13 protein-coding genes are annotated in these 15181 nt (G+C 67.5%); 2 read left to right on the top strand and 11 right to left on the bottom strand.

What is annotated here, in order from left to right; all coding sequences use genetic code 11:
- Positions 1–199: 199 nt before the first annotated feature.
- From AAG816_RS18585 to AAG816_RS18600, 4 genes are all read right to left on the bottom strand, one after another.
- Positions 200–505 carry a KGG domain-containing protein gene (locus AAG816_RS18585; RefSeq protein ID WP_341991167.1) on the bottom strand — a complete coding sequence of 102 codons (306 nt, stop codon included), beginning with the start codon at positions 503–505 and terminating at the stop codon, positions 200–202.
- Between the two features lie 457 nt (positions 506–962).
- Positions 963–1658 carry a fumarylacetoacetate hydrolase family protein gene (locus AAG816_RS18590; protein ID WP_341991168.1) on the bottom strand — a complete coding sequence of 232 codons (696 nt, stop codon included), beginning with the start codon at positions 1656–1658 and terminating at the stop codon, positions 963–965.
- Positions 1659–1799: 141 nt separating this feature from the next.
- The gene (gene msrA / locus AAG816_RS18595; RefSeq protein WP_341991169.1) at positions 1800–2456 is read right to left on the bottom strand and encodes a peptide-methionine (S)-S-oxide reductase MsrA; all 657 of its coding nucleotides are present in this window, start codon (positions 2454–2456) and stop codon (positions 1800–1802) included.
- 78 nt (positions 2457–2534) lie between these two features.
- Positions 2535–2849: a hypothetical protein gene (locus AAG816_RS18600; RefSeq protein WP_341991170.1), complete on the bottom strand. Its 315-nt coding sequence runs from the start codon at positions 2847–2849 to the stop codon at positions 2535–2537.
- Positions 2850–3086: 237 nt separating this feature from the next.
- Between AAG816_RS18600 and AAG816_RS18605 the strand changes: the two genes are divergently transcribed.
- A complete protein-coding gene (locus AAG816_RS18605) occupies positions 3087–3596 on the top strand; it encodes a GNAT family N-acetyltransferase (RefSeq protein WP_341991199.1) in 510 nt (169 codons plus the stop codon).
- Positions 3597–3746: 150 nt separating this feature from the next.
- Complete coding sequence (gene ppa / locus AAG816_RS18610; protein ID WP_341991171.1) at positions 3747–4280, top strand: inorganic diphosphatase; 534 nt, start codon at positions 3747–3749, stop codon at positions 4278–4280.
- A gap of 106 nt (positions 4281–4386) precedes the next feature.
- Here the strand turns inward: ppa and AAG816_RS18615 are convergent, their stop codons facing one another.
- The 7 genes from AAG816_RS18615 to AAG816_RS18645 all read right to left on the bottom strand — a co-directional run bounded on the left by AAG816_RS18615 (position 4387) and on the right by AAG816_RS18645 (position 15065).
- Positions 4387–7119 carry a nitrate reductase gene (locus tag AAG816_RS18615; RefSeq protein ID WP_341991172.1) on the bottom strand — a complete coding sequence of 911 codons (2733 nt, stop codon included), beginning with the start codon at positions 7117–7119 and terminating at the stop codon, positions 4387–4389.
- A gap of 124 nt (positions 7120–7243) precedes the next feature.
- Positions 7244–8842, bottom strand: coding sequence for a sulfite reductase subunit alpha (locus AAG816_RS18620; protein ID WP_341991173.1), 1599 nt, complete (start codon positions 8840–8842; stop codon positions 7244–7246).
- Positions 8839–10614: a NirA family protein gene (locus AAG816_RS18625; RefSeq protein ID WP_341991174.1), complete on the bottom strand. Its 1776-nt coding sequence runs from the start codon at positions 10612–10614 to the stop codon at positions 8839–8841. Before AAG816_RS18625 ends, AAG816_RS18620 begins: the two co-directional genes overlap by 4 nt.
- Before the next feature lie 10 nt (positions 10615–10624).
- A complete protein-coding gene (locus AAG816_RS18630) occupies positions 10625–11830 on the bottom strand; it encodes an FAD-dependent oxidoreductase (RefSeq protein WP_341991175.1) in 1206 nt (401 codons plus the stop codon).
- Positions 11831–11863: 33 nt separating this feature from the next.
- Complete coding sequence (locus AAG816_RS18635) at positions 11864–12658, bottom strand: ABC transporter ATP-binding protein (RefSeq protein WP_341991176.1); 795 nt, start codon at positions 12656–12658, stop codon at positions 11864–11866.
- An 11-nt stretch (positions 12659–12669) separates the two neighbouring features.
- Complete coding sequence (gene ntrB, locus AAG816_RS18640) at positions 12670–13590, bottom strand: nitrate ABC transporter permease (RefSeq protein ID WP_341991177.1); 921 nt, start codon at positions 13588–13590, stop codon at positions 12670–12672.
- A 134-nt stretch (positions 13591–13724) separates the two neighbouring features.
- Positions 13725–15065 (bottom strand): CmpA/NrtA family ABC transporter substrate-binding protein, encoded by a 1341-nt coding sequence (locus AAG816_RS18645; protein ID WP_341991178.1) that lies wholly within the window; start codon positions 15063–15065, stop codon positions 13725–13727.
- Between the last annotated feature and the right edge of the window lie 116 nt (positions 15066–15181).

Below are 15181 nucleotides of genomic sequence, written 5' to 3' on the forward strand. Positions count from 1 at the left end.
TCCGGCAGCTCAATCCCATGTTGAGCTTGAACGAGGCTGTCGCTGCAACGCGGTGGTTTTTACCTATATCTCGGTGCGATGCGGAGAGGCGAAAGGACCGGCCCGGTCAAATCCGGGCCGGCATCTTTCAATCGATGTTCGAAGAGCAGCCACTAATCGGCCCCATCGGCCCGATCAATGAACCTATCGCTCCGTGGACCTAGCGCTGGCCGCCCTTGCGCCCGGCTTCGGAAGCAAGATCCGGGTCCTGGGAAAAGCTGCGCTTGTCATCGGGTACGCTCTGGCCGCCCTTATGGCCCGCCTGCGCAGCGCGGGATGGATCCTGGCTGGAGTCGCCGGCGCCGCGCTGCTGTTGGTCGCCGCCCGCGGATTGGGATTGCTGACCGCCTTGGGCTTGGCCACCCTGCTGGGCACCCTTGCGGCCGGCTTCAGCGGCCCGCTGCGGATCATTGGCGAAATTGCCGGAGCCGCCGCGCTGCTCGTTGTCACGCTGTTCGTTTGCCATGGTGTGTCTCCTCGTTTTCCCCATGCCCTTAAGAGACCAACGAGGAGCCCGCGGGTGCGTTCCCGCGGAGTATCATAAAAATATGCAATGGTATCAGTATGATAGCTTGAGCGGCGCGCTTGAGGGTGTTTGCAAGCATCTATCCTTCTGGCTGGGTGACAGCCAGTGGCCATCGACGGAAGGGCTGGCGACACGTTCGCCCTGATGCTGGGTTTTCGGCTTGCCAACTCTGCTGTGTGGAAGGGCGAGTAGAGCAGCTCTGGATTGCCTGGAGTACGGGACGAATTTGTCCTGGTGGTGGGCGCGGCGGGAACGCGCGGGTACTGCCGATGCGAGCCCCGCCGCGCGATGTCCCTGTACTGCACCATGCGGAGCGCTGCGCCCGCAGGCGGCGGAAGCCTTCGCGGACTTCGTGCGCCGCCTGCCGGATGCGCCCGGCCGGGATACCGCCTGACGATCAACCGATGGTGATGTCCAGTTCGGCAACGCCTGCTACGCCGCCCTTGATCACATCGCCGGTCTTCAGCGGTCCGACGCCAGCCGGCGTGCCGGCAAAAATCAGGTCGCCCGGTTCCAGCTTGAACAAGGTGGAGAGGGTGGCGATCATCTCGGGCACCTTCCAGATCATCATGTTCAGGTCGCCATCCTGCTTCACGTCGCCATTGACAGAAAGCCAGATGCGGCCAGCATCGGGATGCCCAATTTGGCTCGCCGGCACCAGGGCAGTGGCGGGGGCGGACTGTTCGAACGCCTTCCCGACTTCCCACGGCCGGCCGAGCTTCTTGGCCTCGCCCTGGAGGTCGCGACGGGTGAGGTCGATGCCGACCCCATAGCCGTAGACATGGTCGAGCGCGCTCTCCAGCGGGATGTCCTCGCCGCCGGACTTCAGCGCCACGATCAGCTCAATCTCGTAATGGACGTCGCTGGAGCGCTTGGGATAGGGGATAGTGGCGCCCGAAAGCACCAGATTGTCCGGATTCTTCTGGAAGAAGAAGGGCGGCTCGCGATTGGGATCATGCCCCATCTCGATGGCATGGTCGGCGAAGTTGCGCCCGACGCAATAGATGCGATGCACGGGGAACAGCGCGTCTGAGCCCGTCACCGGCAAGGTGGGGACGGGCGGGGCCGAAATGACAAAGGTGGAATTGGCCATTGAGAGGGCTCCTGAAACGGACGTTCCCGCTTAGAGCAAGTTGGGCGCCAGTTGAAGCGCCCATCAGTCTTCGGAACCGAAAACGCCGATTTCATCGGCTCCCCAAGGGAAGCGCGGCCGGAGGTTGCCCGGCCACGAAAGTCATTGCGCGGCGACCCCGACCCCGATCGGGCAGGTGACGCCGGTGCCGCCGAGCCCGCAATAGCCGCGCGGGTTCTTGGAGAGATACTGCTGGTGGTAATCTTCGGCGAAATAGAACGGGCCGCCGTCGATGATCTCAGTGGTGATTGGGCCAAGGCCACGGGCCTTCAGCGCGCCCTGATAGGCATCGCGCACCGCTTTGGCCTCCGCAACCTCGGCAGGGTTGCCGCCATAAATGCCGGAGCGGTATTGGGTGCCGACATCATTGCCCTGTTGCATGCCCTGGGTGGGGTCATGGCTCTCGAAGAACAGGCGCACCAACTCCCCATAGCTCACCTTGGCGGGGTCATAGACGACACGCACCGCCTCGGTGTGAGCCGTGCGGCCGCTGCACACTTCCTCATAGGTGGGGTTGGGGGTGTGGCCGGCGATATAACCGACCGCCGTCACCCACACGCCAGGGGTCTGCCAGAACACCCTCTCGGCGCCCCAGAAGCAGCCGAGGGCGAATATGGCGGTGGCATATCCGTCGGGATACGGACCCTTCAGGGGATTTTGGTTCACATGATGCAGGCGGGCGGTGGGCAGGGCATCCGGGCGGCCCTTCAGGGCGCTCTCGGCGGTAGGCAGGTCCAGGGGCTTCTTCGACCAGAACATGGCAGCGCTCCTTATCTCGACCGCAGATATGGGGATGCCCACGGCCGGTTGCGAGAGGGGATGCCTGTCAGGTGCGCTTCAGTCGGCATCGAAGGGCGAGCGCTCGGGCGCCCGGCCGATGGCCAGGAGTGCCACGCCCAGCACGCCCAGGAGCAGAAACAGCGGCAGGCTGAGTACGGGCGCCGCCACGCCGGTCCAGGCCAAAGGCGAGAGCGCCCGCAGATTCGCCTGGGCCATGTCGAGGCTGTTGGGTGACACGGCGGTCCATGAATCGAGGGCGGAGGTGAAGATCAATTGCGAGCCGGCGATGGAGCGAGTGCCGTCCACGACCAGGGCCACGAATGCGCCGGCCATGAGCCAGAAGCCGGAAAAGCGGAACAGAAAGCGGATCATGGCGGCTCGCTGATGGGCCGGAGAGGCGGGGCGGGGCTCAATGCCCTTCATTAGAGCAAGTTCGAAGCGAGGTGAACACCGTCGGTATCTCTCTGGCTAACAGTTTGTCCATGCATGTGTTTTCACTGTTGTTTGTGACCGTTCCGCCGGTTTGGCCCGGGCGTGGGCGGTGGATGAGGCGGTTTCGTGATGTTCACGCCCCTTGAAGAGCAGGCCGGTTCTTGCTTCCATTGCCCCATGAGCACAGGCCTCATTGAGATCCGTCGCGCCAAACCGCAAGATGCTCCCGCCATTGCGGCCATCCATGACGACGCATGGCGCACGGCCTATCGTGGCCTGATCCCCGGTGTGGAACTGGAGCAGATGGTGGAGCGGCGCGGCCCGCAGTGGTGGCAGTCGGCCATCCGCCGCGGCAGCCGCATTTCGGTGCTTCTGGTGGGTGAGGATGTGGCGGGCTACACCAATTATGGTGGTAACCGCGCCAAAAGCTTGGCTTATGGCGGCGAGATCTACGAAATTTATCTCAAGCCCGTCTATCAGGGCCTCGGCTTTGGGCAACGGCTGTTTTCCGCCGCGCGGCGGGATCTGCAATTGGCCGGTCTGAACGGTCTGGTGGTGTGGGCGCTGGCGGAGAATCGTCCCGCCATCGGCTTCTATGAGGCCTTGGGAGGGCAACCGGTCGCAGCCTCAACTGAACGTTTCGGCGCAAAAACCCTGGACAAGACCGCTTTCGGTTGGCAGCGGTAGCACCGCCGCCACCAACGGCACATCCTTGAGGGCCGGCGCCGGCCAGAGTGTTGCTCTGGACGTTGATACCGCCTCTGATTTTCAACGAGAGTTCGTTCCGTGCCCGCAGGCGGTGTGGAACGGCTCGACGCGGCAAGTGAGCGCTGACACATGCGTATCGAAGCGATCCCGATCGGCAAGAACCCGCCCCACGAAGTCAATGTGGTGATCGAGGTTCCCATTGGCGGGGAGCCCATCAAGTATGAGATGGACAAAGAATCCGGCGCTCTGTTCGTAGACCGCTTCCTGTATACCGCCATGCGGTATCCGGGGAATTACGGATTCATCCCGCACACGCTCTCCGGCGACGGCGACCCGTGCGACGTGCTCATCGCCAACACCCGCGCCATCGTGCCGGGCGCGGTGATGGCGGTGCGTCCGGTGGGCGTCCTGCTCATGGAAGACGAGAGCGGCGTGGACGAGAAGATCATCGCCGTCCCCGGCTCCAAGCTGACCAAGCGCTACGAAGCGGTGAAGTCCTACACCGATCTGGCCGAGATCACGCTGAAGCAGATCGAGCATTTCTTCACCCACTACAAGGACCTGGAGCCCAACAAGTGGGTCAAGATCCTGCGCTGGGGTGATGCCGAGGAAGCCCAGAAGCTGATCGTCGAAGGCATCGAGCGCGCCAAGACCAAGGCCTGAGCCGCGCGCCCACGCCGACGGCCAATGGCGCCGGCTTAGGGCAGAATAAGAAAGGGCCGGATGCGCGAGCATCCGGCCCTTTTTGAGTCGGAAGGGCGGCCCAGCCCTACGCGGGAACGGGAGCCTCTGCGGCGGCTTGGGACAGCATCCGCCGCAGTTCCGGCAGGCAGGAGCCGCAATTGGTGCCGGCCTTGAGCGCGGTGCCGATGGCGCCGGTGTCACGGGCGCCGGCGGCGATGGCCGCCGTGATGGCGCCATAAGGCACGCCGAAGCAGGCGCACACCAAAGGACCGCCGGGAGCCGAGCCATCGGCGCGGCGGGCGGAGAGGATGGCGCGGCGGTCGGCGGTGCTCACCTCATCCTGCGCCAGCAGTCCGGCGAGGGCATCCCAGGGCGGGGCCTCTCCCGGCGGGGCCAGCACCAAGGCAAAGGCCAGCGCCCCGGAGGGAGTGAAGGCGGCGGCGCGATAGCGCCGGCCATGGGTGTCGGTGATTTCGGCGAGCGTGTCCATCACGCCAGCCGCCTCGGCGGTGGCGCGGGCGAAGGCGGCCCAGGCGGCGGGATCCGCCGGCCCGGTGAGGCGCCAGCCATGGCCACCCTCCAGCCGCGCCCGCGCCCAGTCCATGCCGTCCGGCGGCGCCAGGCGCGTGCGCGCCAGCAGGAAGCCTTGGGCGGCGACCGCCACCGGTGCCAGCGCCACCGGCGTCGCCTTGGCATCCGGCTGGCCGGAAAACGGATCGGTGCGCGGATGCACCAGCGCTCCCACCCGCCCGCCGGATGAGGTGGCCGCGCTCCAATGAATGGGCGCGAACACCGTGCCGCGCGCCTGCCCGGCATCGAGCCGCACCTCCAGCACCGCCCGTCCATGCGCGGAGGTGACGGCGGCCAGCAGGGCCTCCGTGAGGCCGAGCGCCGCCGCATCGTCCGGATGCACCGCCACGAACGGGGCCGGCACATGGCTGCCCAGGCGGGGCGAGAGGCCGGTGCGGGTCATGGTGTGCCACTGGTCGCGAATGCGGCCGGTGTTGAGCAGGAACGGAAAGTCCGCCGTGACCTGCGGCGGTGCCAGCGGCGCCGGCTGGATGAATTTCGCCCGCCGGTTCGCGGTGAAAAAGCCGCCATCGGCAAACAGCCGCTCGGTGCCCACCGGCGCGCCGGCGCCGTCCGCCGCCGCCCGCACCGGCCATTGCACCGGGGCGAGGGTCTCGTAGGCAGCATCCGACAGGGTGGCGAGACCGGAGAGATCGAAGTCGCGGCGGCTCCCGAATTCCGCGTCATTCTCGAAGGCGGAGAGCGCCGCATGCTCGCGGAAAATCTCCGCCGGTCCCTGATAGGCGAAGGCCGTCCCGTGGCCGAGGCGGGCGGCCACCTGCGAGAGCGCCCACCAGTCGGGCCGGGCCTCCCCGGCCGGGGCGAGGAAGGGCCGCTGGCGCGAGATGCGGCGCTCGGAATTGGTGACCGTGCCGTTCTTCTCGCCCCAGGCGACGGCGGGCAGCAGCACGTGCGGGCGGCCGAGCGCGGTATCGGTGCCGACGACATTCTCCGACAGCACGAACAGATCCAGCCGGGCCAGCGCGGCCTGCACCGCATCGGCGCGGGGCAAGCTCACGGCGGGGTTGGTGCCCATCACCCACAGCGCCTTGATATCGCCGCGCTCAATAGCGGCAAACATGTCCACCGCCTTCAGCCCTTCCCGGGTCGCCATGTGCGGCGCATCCCAGAAGCGCTGGACCCGGTCCACCTCGGCGGGGGAAAAGCCCATATGGGCGGCCAATTGATTGGCGAGCCCGCCCACTTCGCGCCCGCCCATGGCGTTGGGCTGGCCGGTGAGGGAGAACGGCCCCATGCCCGGCCGCCCGATGCGCCCGGTGGCCAGGTGGCAATTGAGAATGGCGCTGACCTTGTCGGTGCCCTGCGCCGATTGGTTCACCCCTTGGGAATAGCAGGTGACGGTGCGCACCGTGGCGCGGAACAGATCGAAAAAGCGCGCCACGTCCTCCAGCGTCAGGCCGGTGCCGCGGGCGGTGGCGGCCAGATCCGGTGCGACAGAGCGAGCGTGGGCGAGGGCGTCTTCGAACCCTTCCGTGTGCGCGGCGATGTAGGCCGGATCGAGCGCGCCGGCATCGGCCAGATGTACCAGCAGGCCGGAAAACAGCAGCGTGTCGGTGCCGTGGGCCACGGGGAGGAACAGATCGGCCTCATCCGCCGTGGCGGTGCGGCGGGGATCGATCACCACGATCCTGGTGCCGCGCGCCACCCGCGCTGCCACCATGCGGCGGAACAGCACCGGATGGCACCAGGCGGTGTTGGAGCCGGTGAGCACCAGCAGGTCCGCCTGCTCCAGATCCTCATAATTGCCCGGCACCGTATCGGAGCCGAAGGCGCGCTTGTGGCCGGCCACCGAGGAGGCCATGCATAGGCGCGAATTGGTGTCCACATGGGCGGTGCCGAGGAAGCCCTTGGCCAGCTTGTTGGCGACGTAATAATCCTCGGTCAGCAATTGGCCGGAGAGATAGAAGGCCACCGCCTGCGGCCCATGTTCGGCCAGCGTGGCGCGGAACCCTTCCGCCGCGCGGTCCAGGGCCGTCTCCCAACTGGCGCGAGCCAGCGCCCCGTCGGCGCCGCGCACCATGGGGTGCAGCAGGCGGGTGTCGAGGCCGATGGTTTCCCCCAGCGCCGCGCCCTTGGAGCACAGGCGGCCGAGATTGGCCGGATGGGTCTCATCCCCCGCCACCCGCGCGCCGCCCATGCCATCCGGCGTGGCGGTGATGCCGCAGCCGACGCCGCAATAGGGACAGGTGGTGGCGATCGCCTGAGGCGTGGTCAGCGGCGCATTCATGGACGAGGTCCTGTGAGCCATAAGGGAACCGCGCGCTCCAACCGGCCCGGCGCCGACGGAGCGGAAGCTGAACCGGAACCGGGGCAGCTGTAAAGCCGGAGCGTGGCGGGTGCGGGGGCCACGGCTAGTAGACGTCCGCCTGATAGCGTCCGGCCTTCTTCAGCCCGGCGACGAAGCGGGCGGCTTCCTCCGGCGGGAGCCCGCCATGGGTGGCCGCCACCTCGGTGACGGCGGCTTCCACATCCTTGGCCATGCGCTTGGCATCGCCGCAGACATAGAAATGCGCGCCCTGTTGCAGCCAGGCCCACAGATCGGGACCGGCGGCGCGGATCTTGTCCTGCACATAGACCTTGGCGGCGCCATCGCGCGACCAGGCGGTGTCGAGGCGGGTCAAGGTGCCGCTGGCCTGCATCTGCGCCAGTTCGTCCGCATAGAAGAAGTCGGTGGCTTCGCGCTGGTGGCCGAACAGCAGCCAGTTCTTGCCCGGCGCCTTGGTGGCGTTGCGCTCATGCAGGAAGGCGCGGAACGGGGCGATGCCGGTGCCGGGTCCGACCATGATGATGGCGGTGGCGGGATCGGGCGGCAGCGCGAAGCCGTGCGCCTTCTGCACATAGGCCTTCATGCGCGTGCCCGGCGCCACCCGGCCGGCGAGGAAGGTGGAACACACCCCATGGCGGGTGCGCCCGGCATGGTCATAGCGCACCGCATCCACGGTGAGGGAGAGCTTGCCCGGCGTCGCCACCGGGCTGGAGGAGATGGAATAGAGCCGGGGCTGGAGCGGCTCCAGGCACTCGATGAAGGCTTCCGGATCGGGCCGGATGCCGGGGAATTTCACCAGTGCCGCTAGCACATCCAGCAGCGCCGCATCGCCATCGGGATCGCCGCCCCCCGCCAGGGCCTTGGCGGTGGCGCGGCGGGTGCCGCCGGTGAGGTAGGAAATCAGCGTGAACAGCGTGTCGGGCGGGGACTTCAGGCACACATTGCGGGTGAGCACCTGTTCCAGCGTGCTCTCGCCGATGGGGAAATCCGTCGGGGCGTGCAAAGCGGCCAGCACCTGAGCCACCAGATCGGGATCATTGACCGGAAACAGGCCGAAGCTGTCGCCCACGGCATACTCGAGGCCGGAGCCTTCCAGATCGAAATCCACATGCCAGGTCTCCTTCTCGGAGCCTTCGCCATTGAGCCGGAACCGGCCGAGGAAGGTGACGTCGGCGGGATGGTCGCGGGTGCCGGGGGTGGTCGGCGCGGGCGCGGCAGCAGGCGTTGCGGCTGCCTCCGCTGCGGGGGCGGGGGCGCCGTCCAGCTCGGCGGCGAGCTGCTTGAGCATGCGCACCGTCTCCTTGCCGCCGGGCGCGCACAGATTGAGCTTGGGCTCAGTTCCCGAGGCGATAGCCTTGGAATAGGTGTCGCACAGATAGCCGCACTGGCCGCAATCCTGCTGGGCCATGGCCGCCATCATGCGGCGGGCGAGCGGCTTGCCTTCCGCCAGCTTCATACGCTCGTCGATGGGCATGGCGGCGTCGTGCCAGGGGGCATCATCGTCGTCCGCCGGCGCGGGCAGAAAGGCGGCGCTGTCGGCGGCGGACAAAGCGGTGGCGCCGGGCGGGGCGTCGGCGGAGAACACCCCGGCGAAGAAGCCGTTGAGCCAGGCGCGCTGCTCGGGGGAGAAGGGGGCGCTCTCCGGCAGGAAGGGCACCAGGGGGACGCGGGTCTGGAGGGTCATTGGGCGCGCTCCAAGGCGGGCGTGGCATTTAGCGTGAGGTGGGATTTCAGCGCCTGCGCGCCGAGGCGGCGGCTGAAGGCGGCGAAGGCTTCGCCCGGCAGGCGCTGGGCCATCCACAGATTGAGCAATTGCTCGATGACCCCCGGGGCATCGGGTGCCTTCACGTCCTGGAGCAGCTCTTCGGCGATGGCGGCCTCGCTGCCGAAGCCGCCGCCCACCAGCACGTGATAGCCGTCGACAGTGTCGCCCTCGTCATTGATGGCGACGCGGGCGCCGATCAGGCCGATGTCGCCGATATAATGCTGGGCGCAGCTGTTGTGGCAGCCGGTGACATGGATGTTCACCGCGCTGTCCAGCGTCAGTTTCGGCCCGCAATGGACGCCGATGGCGAGGGCCGTGGCCTTGGTGTCCGCATTGCCGAAGCGGCAGCCCGCCGCCCCGGTGCAGGCGACAATGCCCGCCTGCAGCACGTCCGGCTCGGCGGTGAGCGCCAGCGCGACGATGGCCGCTTTCGCCTCGCTCACGCGGGCATCCGGCACGCCGGAGAGCAGGAGGTTCTGCCAGACGGTGAAGCGCACGTCGCCGTCGCCATACTGGGCGGCGATGTCGGCGAGGCCGCGCATCTGCGCTACGCTCATGCGCCCCACCGGCAGGCCGATGCCGATCCAGTTCAGCCCGGCCTGCTTCTGCGGATGCACCCCCAGATGCGCCAGCCGGTCCGGCTCGGGACGGGGCGCCACCGCCTCGGCGGGCAGGCGCTGGAGCTTGGCGCCCAGCTTCTCCTCCACGGCGCCTAAGAATTTCTCGAAGCCCCAGGCGTCCAACACATATTTCAGGCGGGCCTTCTTGCGGTCGGTGCGGTCGCCACTGTCGATGAAGACGCGGACGATGGCATCGGCCACCCGCACCGCATCGCAGGGGGGGAGGATCACGCCGGTATCGCGGGCGAAGTCCTTGTGGCCGGTGATGCCGCCCAGGGCGAGGCGGAACCACACGCCGGCCGCGACGCCGAAGCCGTCCTTAACCTCAATGGCCTGGAAGCCGATGTCGTTGGTGTCCTCCAGCGCGCCGATCATCCCCGCGCCATCGAAGGCGACGTTGAACTTGCGCGGCAGGCCGTACATGGCGCGGGTGTTGAGGATGTGGTGGTGCCAGGCCTTGGCATAGGGCCGGGTGTCGAGCAGTTCCTGCGGGTCGATGCCGGCGGTGGGGGTGCCGGTGACGTTGCGGATATTGTCGCCGCCCGCGCCCTTGGCCGTGAGCCCCAGATCAACGAGCTTCTCCAGCAGGATGACGCCATCGGTGGCGGGGATCTCGCGCACCTGGAGATTGGCCCGGGTGGTCACGTCCGCATAGCCGCCGCCATGGGTCTGCGCGATGTCGGCGATGCCGCGCAATTGCCAATGGGTGAGGATGCCGTTGGGCATGCGCATGCGGCACATGAAGCTGTCTTGCGCCGGCGCCACATAGAACAGTCCGTGATATTTCCAGCGCAGGATGTCCGGCCCCTTGGGGAACACGCCTTCGACGGCCGCGGCTTCCATGCGGCTATAAGCGTCTAGCCCCATTTCCTCGCGCTTGGCCTTCTCCTCGGGGGTGAGCTTCATGCCTTCCGCTTCGGTGCGGGCCATGGCCTTCAGGCTGGCGGCATCCGGCCCGGCGGGCTCGGCGGCGGCGGCCGCGCCGGGGGCGCGAGCCACGCGGGCCACCTGGGCGCCGGAGACGAAGCCTTCCAGATAGCGCTTCTGATCGATGGTGAAATCGCCGCTCATGGGTCTCTCCTCACGCGGCCAGCGCCGGTCGCCCGAAGGCCAGCTCGGCGCGCAGCGCGGTGATGGGGGGGCGGTGGGTGATGAGATCGAGATAATAGAGGCCGTCGACGGTGTCGCCGAACAGAACGGCGCCCACCAGCCGGTCGTCCTTGACGATCAGCCGGCGATAGAGGCACAGGCCCCGGTCGGTGAGCACGATGTCTTCGCAACTGGGGCCGCCAGAGATGTCGCCGGCGGAGAACACATGCACGCCGGAGACCTTGAGATTGGTGGAGACGACGCTGCCGGCATAGGTCGCGTCCCCTCCCGCCAGCCGGCGGGCCAGCACGCGGGCCTGCTCATAGGCCGGGGCGACGAGGCCATAGGTGGCGCCACGATGCTCGGCGCATTCGCCCAGGGCGAAGATGGCGGGATCGTCGGTGGCGAGGGCGTCATCCACCACCACGCCGCGATTGCAGGTGAGCCCGGCGGCGCGGGCGAGATCCGCATTAGGCTTGACGCCGCAGGCCATGACGATGAGGTCGGCGGGCAGCACCTCGCCATCGGCCAGGCGCAGGCCCGTGACATGACCTTCGCCCTCGATGGCGGCGCTGGCTCCCTCCAGCCGCACCGTGATGCCACGGGCCTCCACCGCCCGGCGCAGCAAGGCGGCGGCGGGGGCGTCCAGCTGGCGCTCCATCAGCCGCTCCATGAGGTGCACGAGCGTGGTGGCGACACCGGCGCCCGCAAGGCCGCTGGCGGCCTCCAGCCCCAGCAGGCCGCCGCCGATGACCACGGCGCGGGTGCCGGGCTTGGCGGCCGCCAGCAGCGCGGAAACGTCGGCCAGATCGCGGAAGGTGGTGACACCGGGCAGGTCCGCGCCTGGCAAGGGCAGGCGGATGGGGTGCGAACCGGTGGCCAGCACCAGCTTGGCAAACGGCAGGCGGCAGCCGTCCGCCAGCACCACGGCGCGGCCGGGGCGGTCGATGGCGGCCACGGGGCGGCCCTGAATCAGGGTGACGCCCTGCGCCCGCCACCAGGCGGCGGGCTTCATCTGGATGTCGCTGGCGGGCACCTTGCCCGCCAGCACGTCGGAGAGCAGCACGCGATTATAGGCGAGGCCCGGCTCGGCGCCGATGACCGCCACCGCATAGCGCCCTAATGCGCGGGCACTCAGCTCCTCGCAGAGCTTGGCGGCGGCCATGCCATTGCCAACGATGACGAGCGGTTCGCTCACGGGGCGTTTCCTTATTGTTATGGGTGCGCGAGATCAGGCGGCGTCCACGAAGCGGTGGCGCTCGTGGAGGAACTTCAGCACCGCCTCGCGGGCTTTCAGATAGGTGGGGTTGGCCACCAGCTCCAGGCGCTTGCGCGGGCGCACCAGATTGACCTCCAGCACCTCGCCGATGCGGGCGGAGGGGCCGTTGGTCATCATCACGATGCGGTCGGACAACAGCACCGCCTCGTCCACGTCATGGGTGATCATGAGGATGGTGTTGCCCAGCGTGGCGTGGATCTGCATCACGCTGTCCTGGAGATGGGCACGGGTCAGCGCATCCAAAGCGCCGAACGGCTCGTCCAGCAGCAGCACCTTGGGCTGCATGGCCAGCGCCCGGGCGATGCCCACCCGCTGCTTCATGCCGCCGGAGATTTCCGCCGGGCGCTTGTCCTTGGCATGGCCCATCTGCACCAGATCAAGATTTTGCAGGGTCCAGTCGTGGCGTTCGGCGCGGGAGCGCGTGCCGGAGAACACCTTGTCCACGGCGAGGCGCACATTGTCATAGACCGTGAGCCAGGGCAGCAAAGAGTGGTTCTGGAACACGACCGCCCGGTCGGGGCCGGGGGCATTGACCTCCCGCCCGTCCAGGATCACGCCGCCGGTGGTGGCGGTGGTGAGGCCGGCGACGATATTGAGCAAGGTGGACTTGCCGCAACCGGAATGGCCGATGATGGAGAGATATTCGCCCTTGGCGATGTCGAGCGACACCTCTTTCAGCACTTCCGTACTGGCGGCGCCGCGGGAAAAGGTCTTGCCGACCTGGCTGAGCTGGAGATAGGCGGACATGGGAGCCTCCTTCAGGATGCCGAGGTGCCGCGAGTGACGAAGCCACCCACAGCGGCCACGAGACGGTCGAGGACGAAGCCCACGACGCCGATATAGACCAGGGCCACGATGATGTCGGGCAGGCGGGAGGAGTTCCACGCATCCCAGATGAAGAAGCCGATGCCGACGCCGCCGGTGAGCATTTCCGCCGCCACGATCGCCAGCCAGCTAAGGCCGATGCCGATGCGCAGGCCGGTGAAGATGTAAGGCGCCGCCGACGGCAGCATGATCTTCCAGAAAAATTCGATCGGGTTCAGCCGCAGCACCAGCGCGACGTTGCGATAGTCTTGGGGAATGTTGCGGATGCCCACCGCCGTATTGATGATGATCGGCCAGATTGCGGTGATGAAGATCACGAAGATGGCCGAGGGATTGCTGTCGCGGAAGGCGGCCAGCGCCAGCGGCAGCCAGGCCAAAGGCGGCACGGTGCGCAGCATCTGGAAGATGGGGTCAAGGCCGCGCATGGCCCAGACGGACTGGCCGATCAACGCGCCCACCAGCACGCCCACCACGGCAGCCAGGCCAAAGCCCACCGCCACCCGCTGCAGCGACACCAGCACCCGCAGGCCGAGGCCGATGTCCTGCGGCCCGGCGACGAAGAACGGATCGAGGATCAGGTCCTTGCTGTCGGCCCAGATGCGGCTGGGCGGCGGCAAAGTGGCGCCGGGGCCGGAGCAGAGCAGTTCCCACAGCAGCAGCAGCAGTGCTGCCACCACCAGCGGCGGCAGCACGCTCACCGCCAGCCAATGCCCGGCTGCCCGCGCCCGGCTGGCGAGGGGCGTCTTCGGCCGATTGAGCCGGACCACGGCGGCACTGCCTTGGGCGGGTGCCGGATGGGCAGCGCCGGCGAGGCGGGCGGGCTGCGGGGCCTCTTTGAGGGCGGTCACGGGCATGGGCTGCGGTTCCCTTCAGGCATTTCAGGCGTTCGGTGAAAGGGCGCCGGTTGCACGCCCTGAGAGTTTCCTCATGCCCGGCACAAGTCCGGGCATGACCCGCGTTGCGTGGAAGACGAAAGACCCGCCCACGCTCACACTTCCACGCGCTTGATGCCGAGGCTTTTCAGGTAGGCTGTGGGGTTCTTCGGATCGAAGCTCTTGCCGTCGAAGAAGGTTTCCACGCCGCGGGAGGTGGTGGCGGGAATGTCGGCGCTGGCCACGTTCAATTCCTTGGCGGCGGCGCGCCAGATGTCCTCGCGGTTCACCTTGTCCACCAAAGCGGAAATGTCGGTGGTGGGCTCGAACTTGCCCCAGCGGATGTCCTCGGTGATGAACCAGGCATCGTGGCTCTTGAACGGATAGGAGGCGTTGTCCTTCCAGAACTTCATGTACTGGTCGGAGCCCTTCACCACCCGGCCATTGCCGTAATTGATGTCGCCGATGGTGCGGCCGTAGATGTCGGCCACCGGCACGTTGAACCACTGCCGTTTGCCGACGATCTCGGACATTTCCTTCTTGTTCTCGAACTTGTCGCACCACTGCTGGGCCTCCAGCACCGCCATGACGATGGCCTTGGTGGCGTTGGGGTTCTTGTCCACGAAGTCGGCGCGCATGCCGAGGGCCTTCTCGGGATGGTTCTTCCAGATCTCGCCGGTGGTGCAGGCGGTAAACCCGATGCCCTGGTTGACCAGCTGCTCATTCCAGGGCTCGCCGACGCAGAAGGCGTCCATGTTGCCCACCTTCATGTTCGCCACCATCTGCGGCGGCGGTACCACGATGGTGGAGACGTCCTTGTCCGGATCGATGCCGGCGGCGGCCATCCAGTAGCGGATCCACAGATCGTGGGTGCCACCGGGGAAGGTCATGGCCACCTTCACTTCCTTGCCGTCCGCCTTCTTCTTGGCGAACACGCTCTTCAGCGCCGAGGCATCGGCGGTGACCTTCAGGTCCTTGTATTCGTTGGAGACCGAGATCGCCTGCGCATCCAGATTGAGCCGGGCGAGGATGTACATGGGGGTGGGGGCGTTGTTCTGGGTCACCTTGCCGGTGGAAATCAGGTAAGGCATGGGGGTGAGGATGTGGGCGCCGTCGATGCCGTTGGCGGCGCCGCCGAGCACCAGATTGTCGCGGGTGGCGCCCCAGGAGGCCTGCTTCACCACTTCCACATCCGGCACGCCATGCTTGGCGAACAGGCCCTTCTCCTTGGCGATCACCAAAGGCGAGGCATCCATGAGCGCGATATAGCCGAGGATGGCCTTGGTGGTTTCCGGCGCCGCCGCATGGGCCGAGGGCACGCCGCCGGGGAAGGCGACCTTGGCCGCCTCGAACAGGGCCGCGGTGCCGAGCGCGGCGGCGCCGCCCTTCAGCAGCGAACGGCGGGAGACGCCGGCGGTGGTGGGCTGGGCGGAACCGGACTTGATCGCGTCGCTCATTCTGTTCCCCTGTGGATCGGCTGTCGTTGAGCCGGCGTCTGGTTAGGTGTTCGGGTCGGCGATGACGGAGGCCAGAAACGAAAAAAGCCGCGGACAACCGGACGGCGGTTTCGCCA

Source organism: Azorhizobium sp. AG788 (assembly GCF_943371865.1).
GTDB lineage: Bacteria > Pseudomonadota > Alphaproteobacteria > Rhizobiales > Xanthobacteraceae > Azorhizobium.

Excerpts from the sequence above, each read along its gene's own strand:
- AAG816_RS18615 (WP_341991172.1), bottom strand. The coding sequence starts at position 7,119 with ATGAATGCGCCGCTGACCACGCCTCAGGCGATCGCCACCACCTGTCCC.
- ppa (WP_341991171.1), top strand. The coding sequence starts at position 3,747 with ATGCGTATCGAAGCGATCCCGATCGGCAAGAACCCGCCCCACGAAGTC.
- AAG816_RS18585 (WP_341991167.1), bottom strand. The coding sequence starts at position 505 with ATGGCAAACGAACAGCGTGACAACGAGCAGCGCGGCGGCTCCGGCAAT.
- msrA (WP_341991169.1), bottom strand. The coding sequence starts at position 2,456 with ATGTTCTGGTCGAAGAAGCCCCTGGACCTGCCTACCGCCGAGAGCGCC.
- ntrB (WP_341991177.1), bottom strand. The coding sequence starts at position 13,590 with ATGCCCGTGACCGCCCTCAAAGAGGCCCCGCAGCCCGCCCGCCTCGCC.
- AAG816_RS18625 (WP_341991174.1), bottom strand. The coding sequence starts at position 10,614 with ATGAGCGGCGATTTCACCATCGATCAGAAGCGCTATCTGGAAGGCTTC.
- AAG816_RS18605 (WP_341991199.1), top strand. The coding sequence starts at position 3,087 with ATGAGCACAGGCCTCATTGAGATCCGTCGCGCCAAACCGCAAGATGCT.
- AAG816_RS18620 (WP_341991173.1), bottom strand. The coding sequence starts at position 8,842 with ATGACCCTCCAGACCCGCGTCCCCCTGGTGCCCTTCCTGCCGGAGAGC.
- AAG816_RS18645 (WP_341991178.1), bottom strand. The coding sequence starts at position 15,065 with ATGAGCGACGCGATCAAGTCCGGTTCCGCCCAGCCCACCACCGCCGGC.
- AAG816_RS18590 (WP_341991168.1), bottom strand. The coding sequence starts at position 1,658 with ATGGCCAATTCCACCTTTGTCATTTCGGCCCCGCCCGTCCCCACCTTG.
- AAG816_RS18600 (WP_341991170.1), bottom strand. The coding sequence starts at position 2,849 with ATGATCCGCTTTCTGTTCCGCTTTTCCGGCTTCTGGCTCATGGCCGGC.
- AAG816_RS18635 (WP_341991176.1), bottom strand. The coding sequence starts at position 12,658 with ATGTCCGCCTATCTCCAGCTCAGCCAGGTCGGCAAGACCTTTTCCCGC.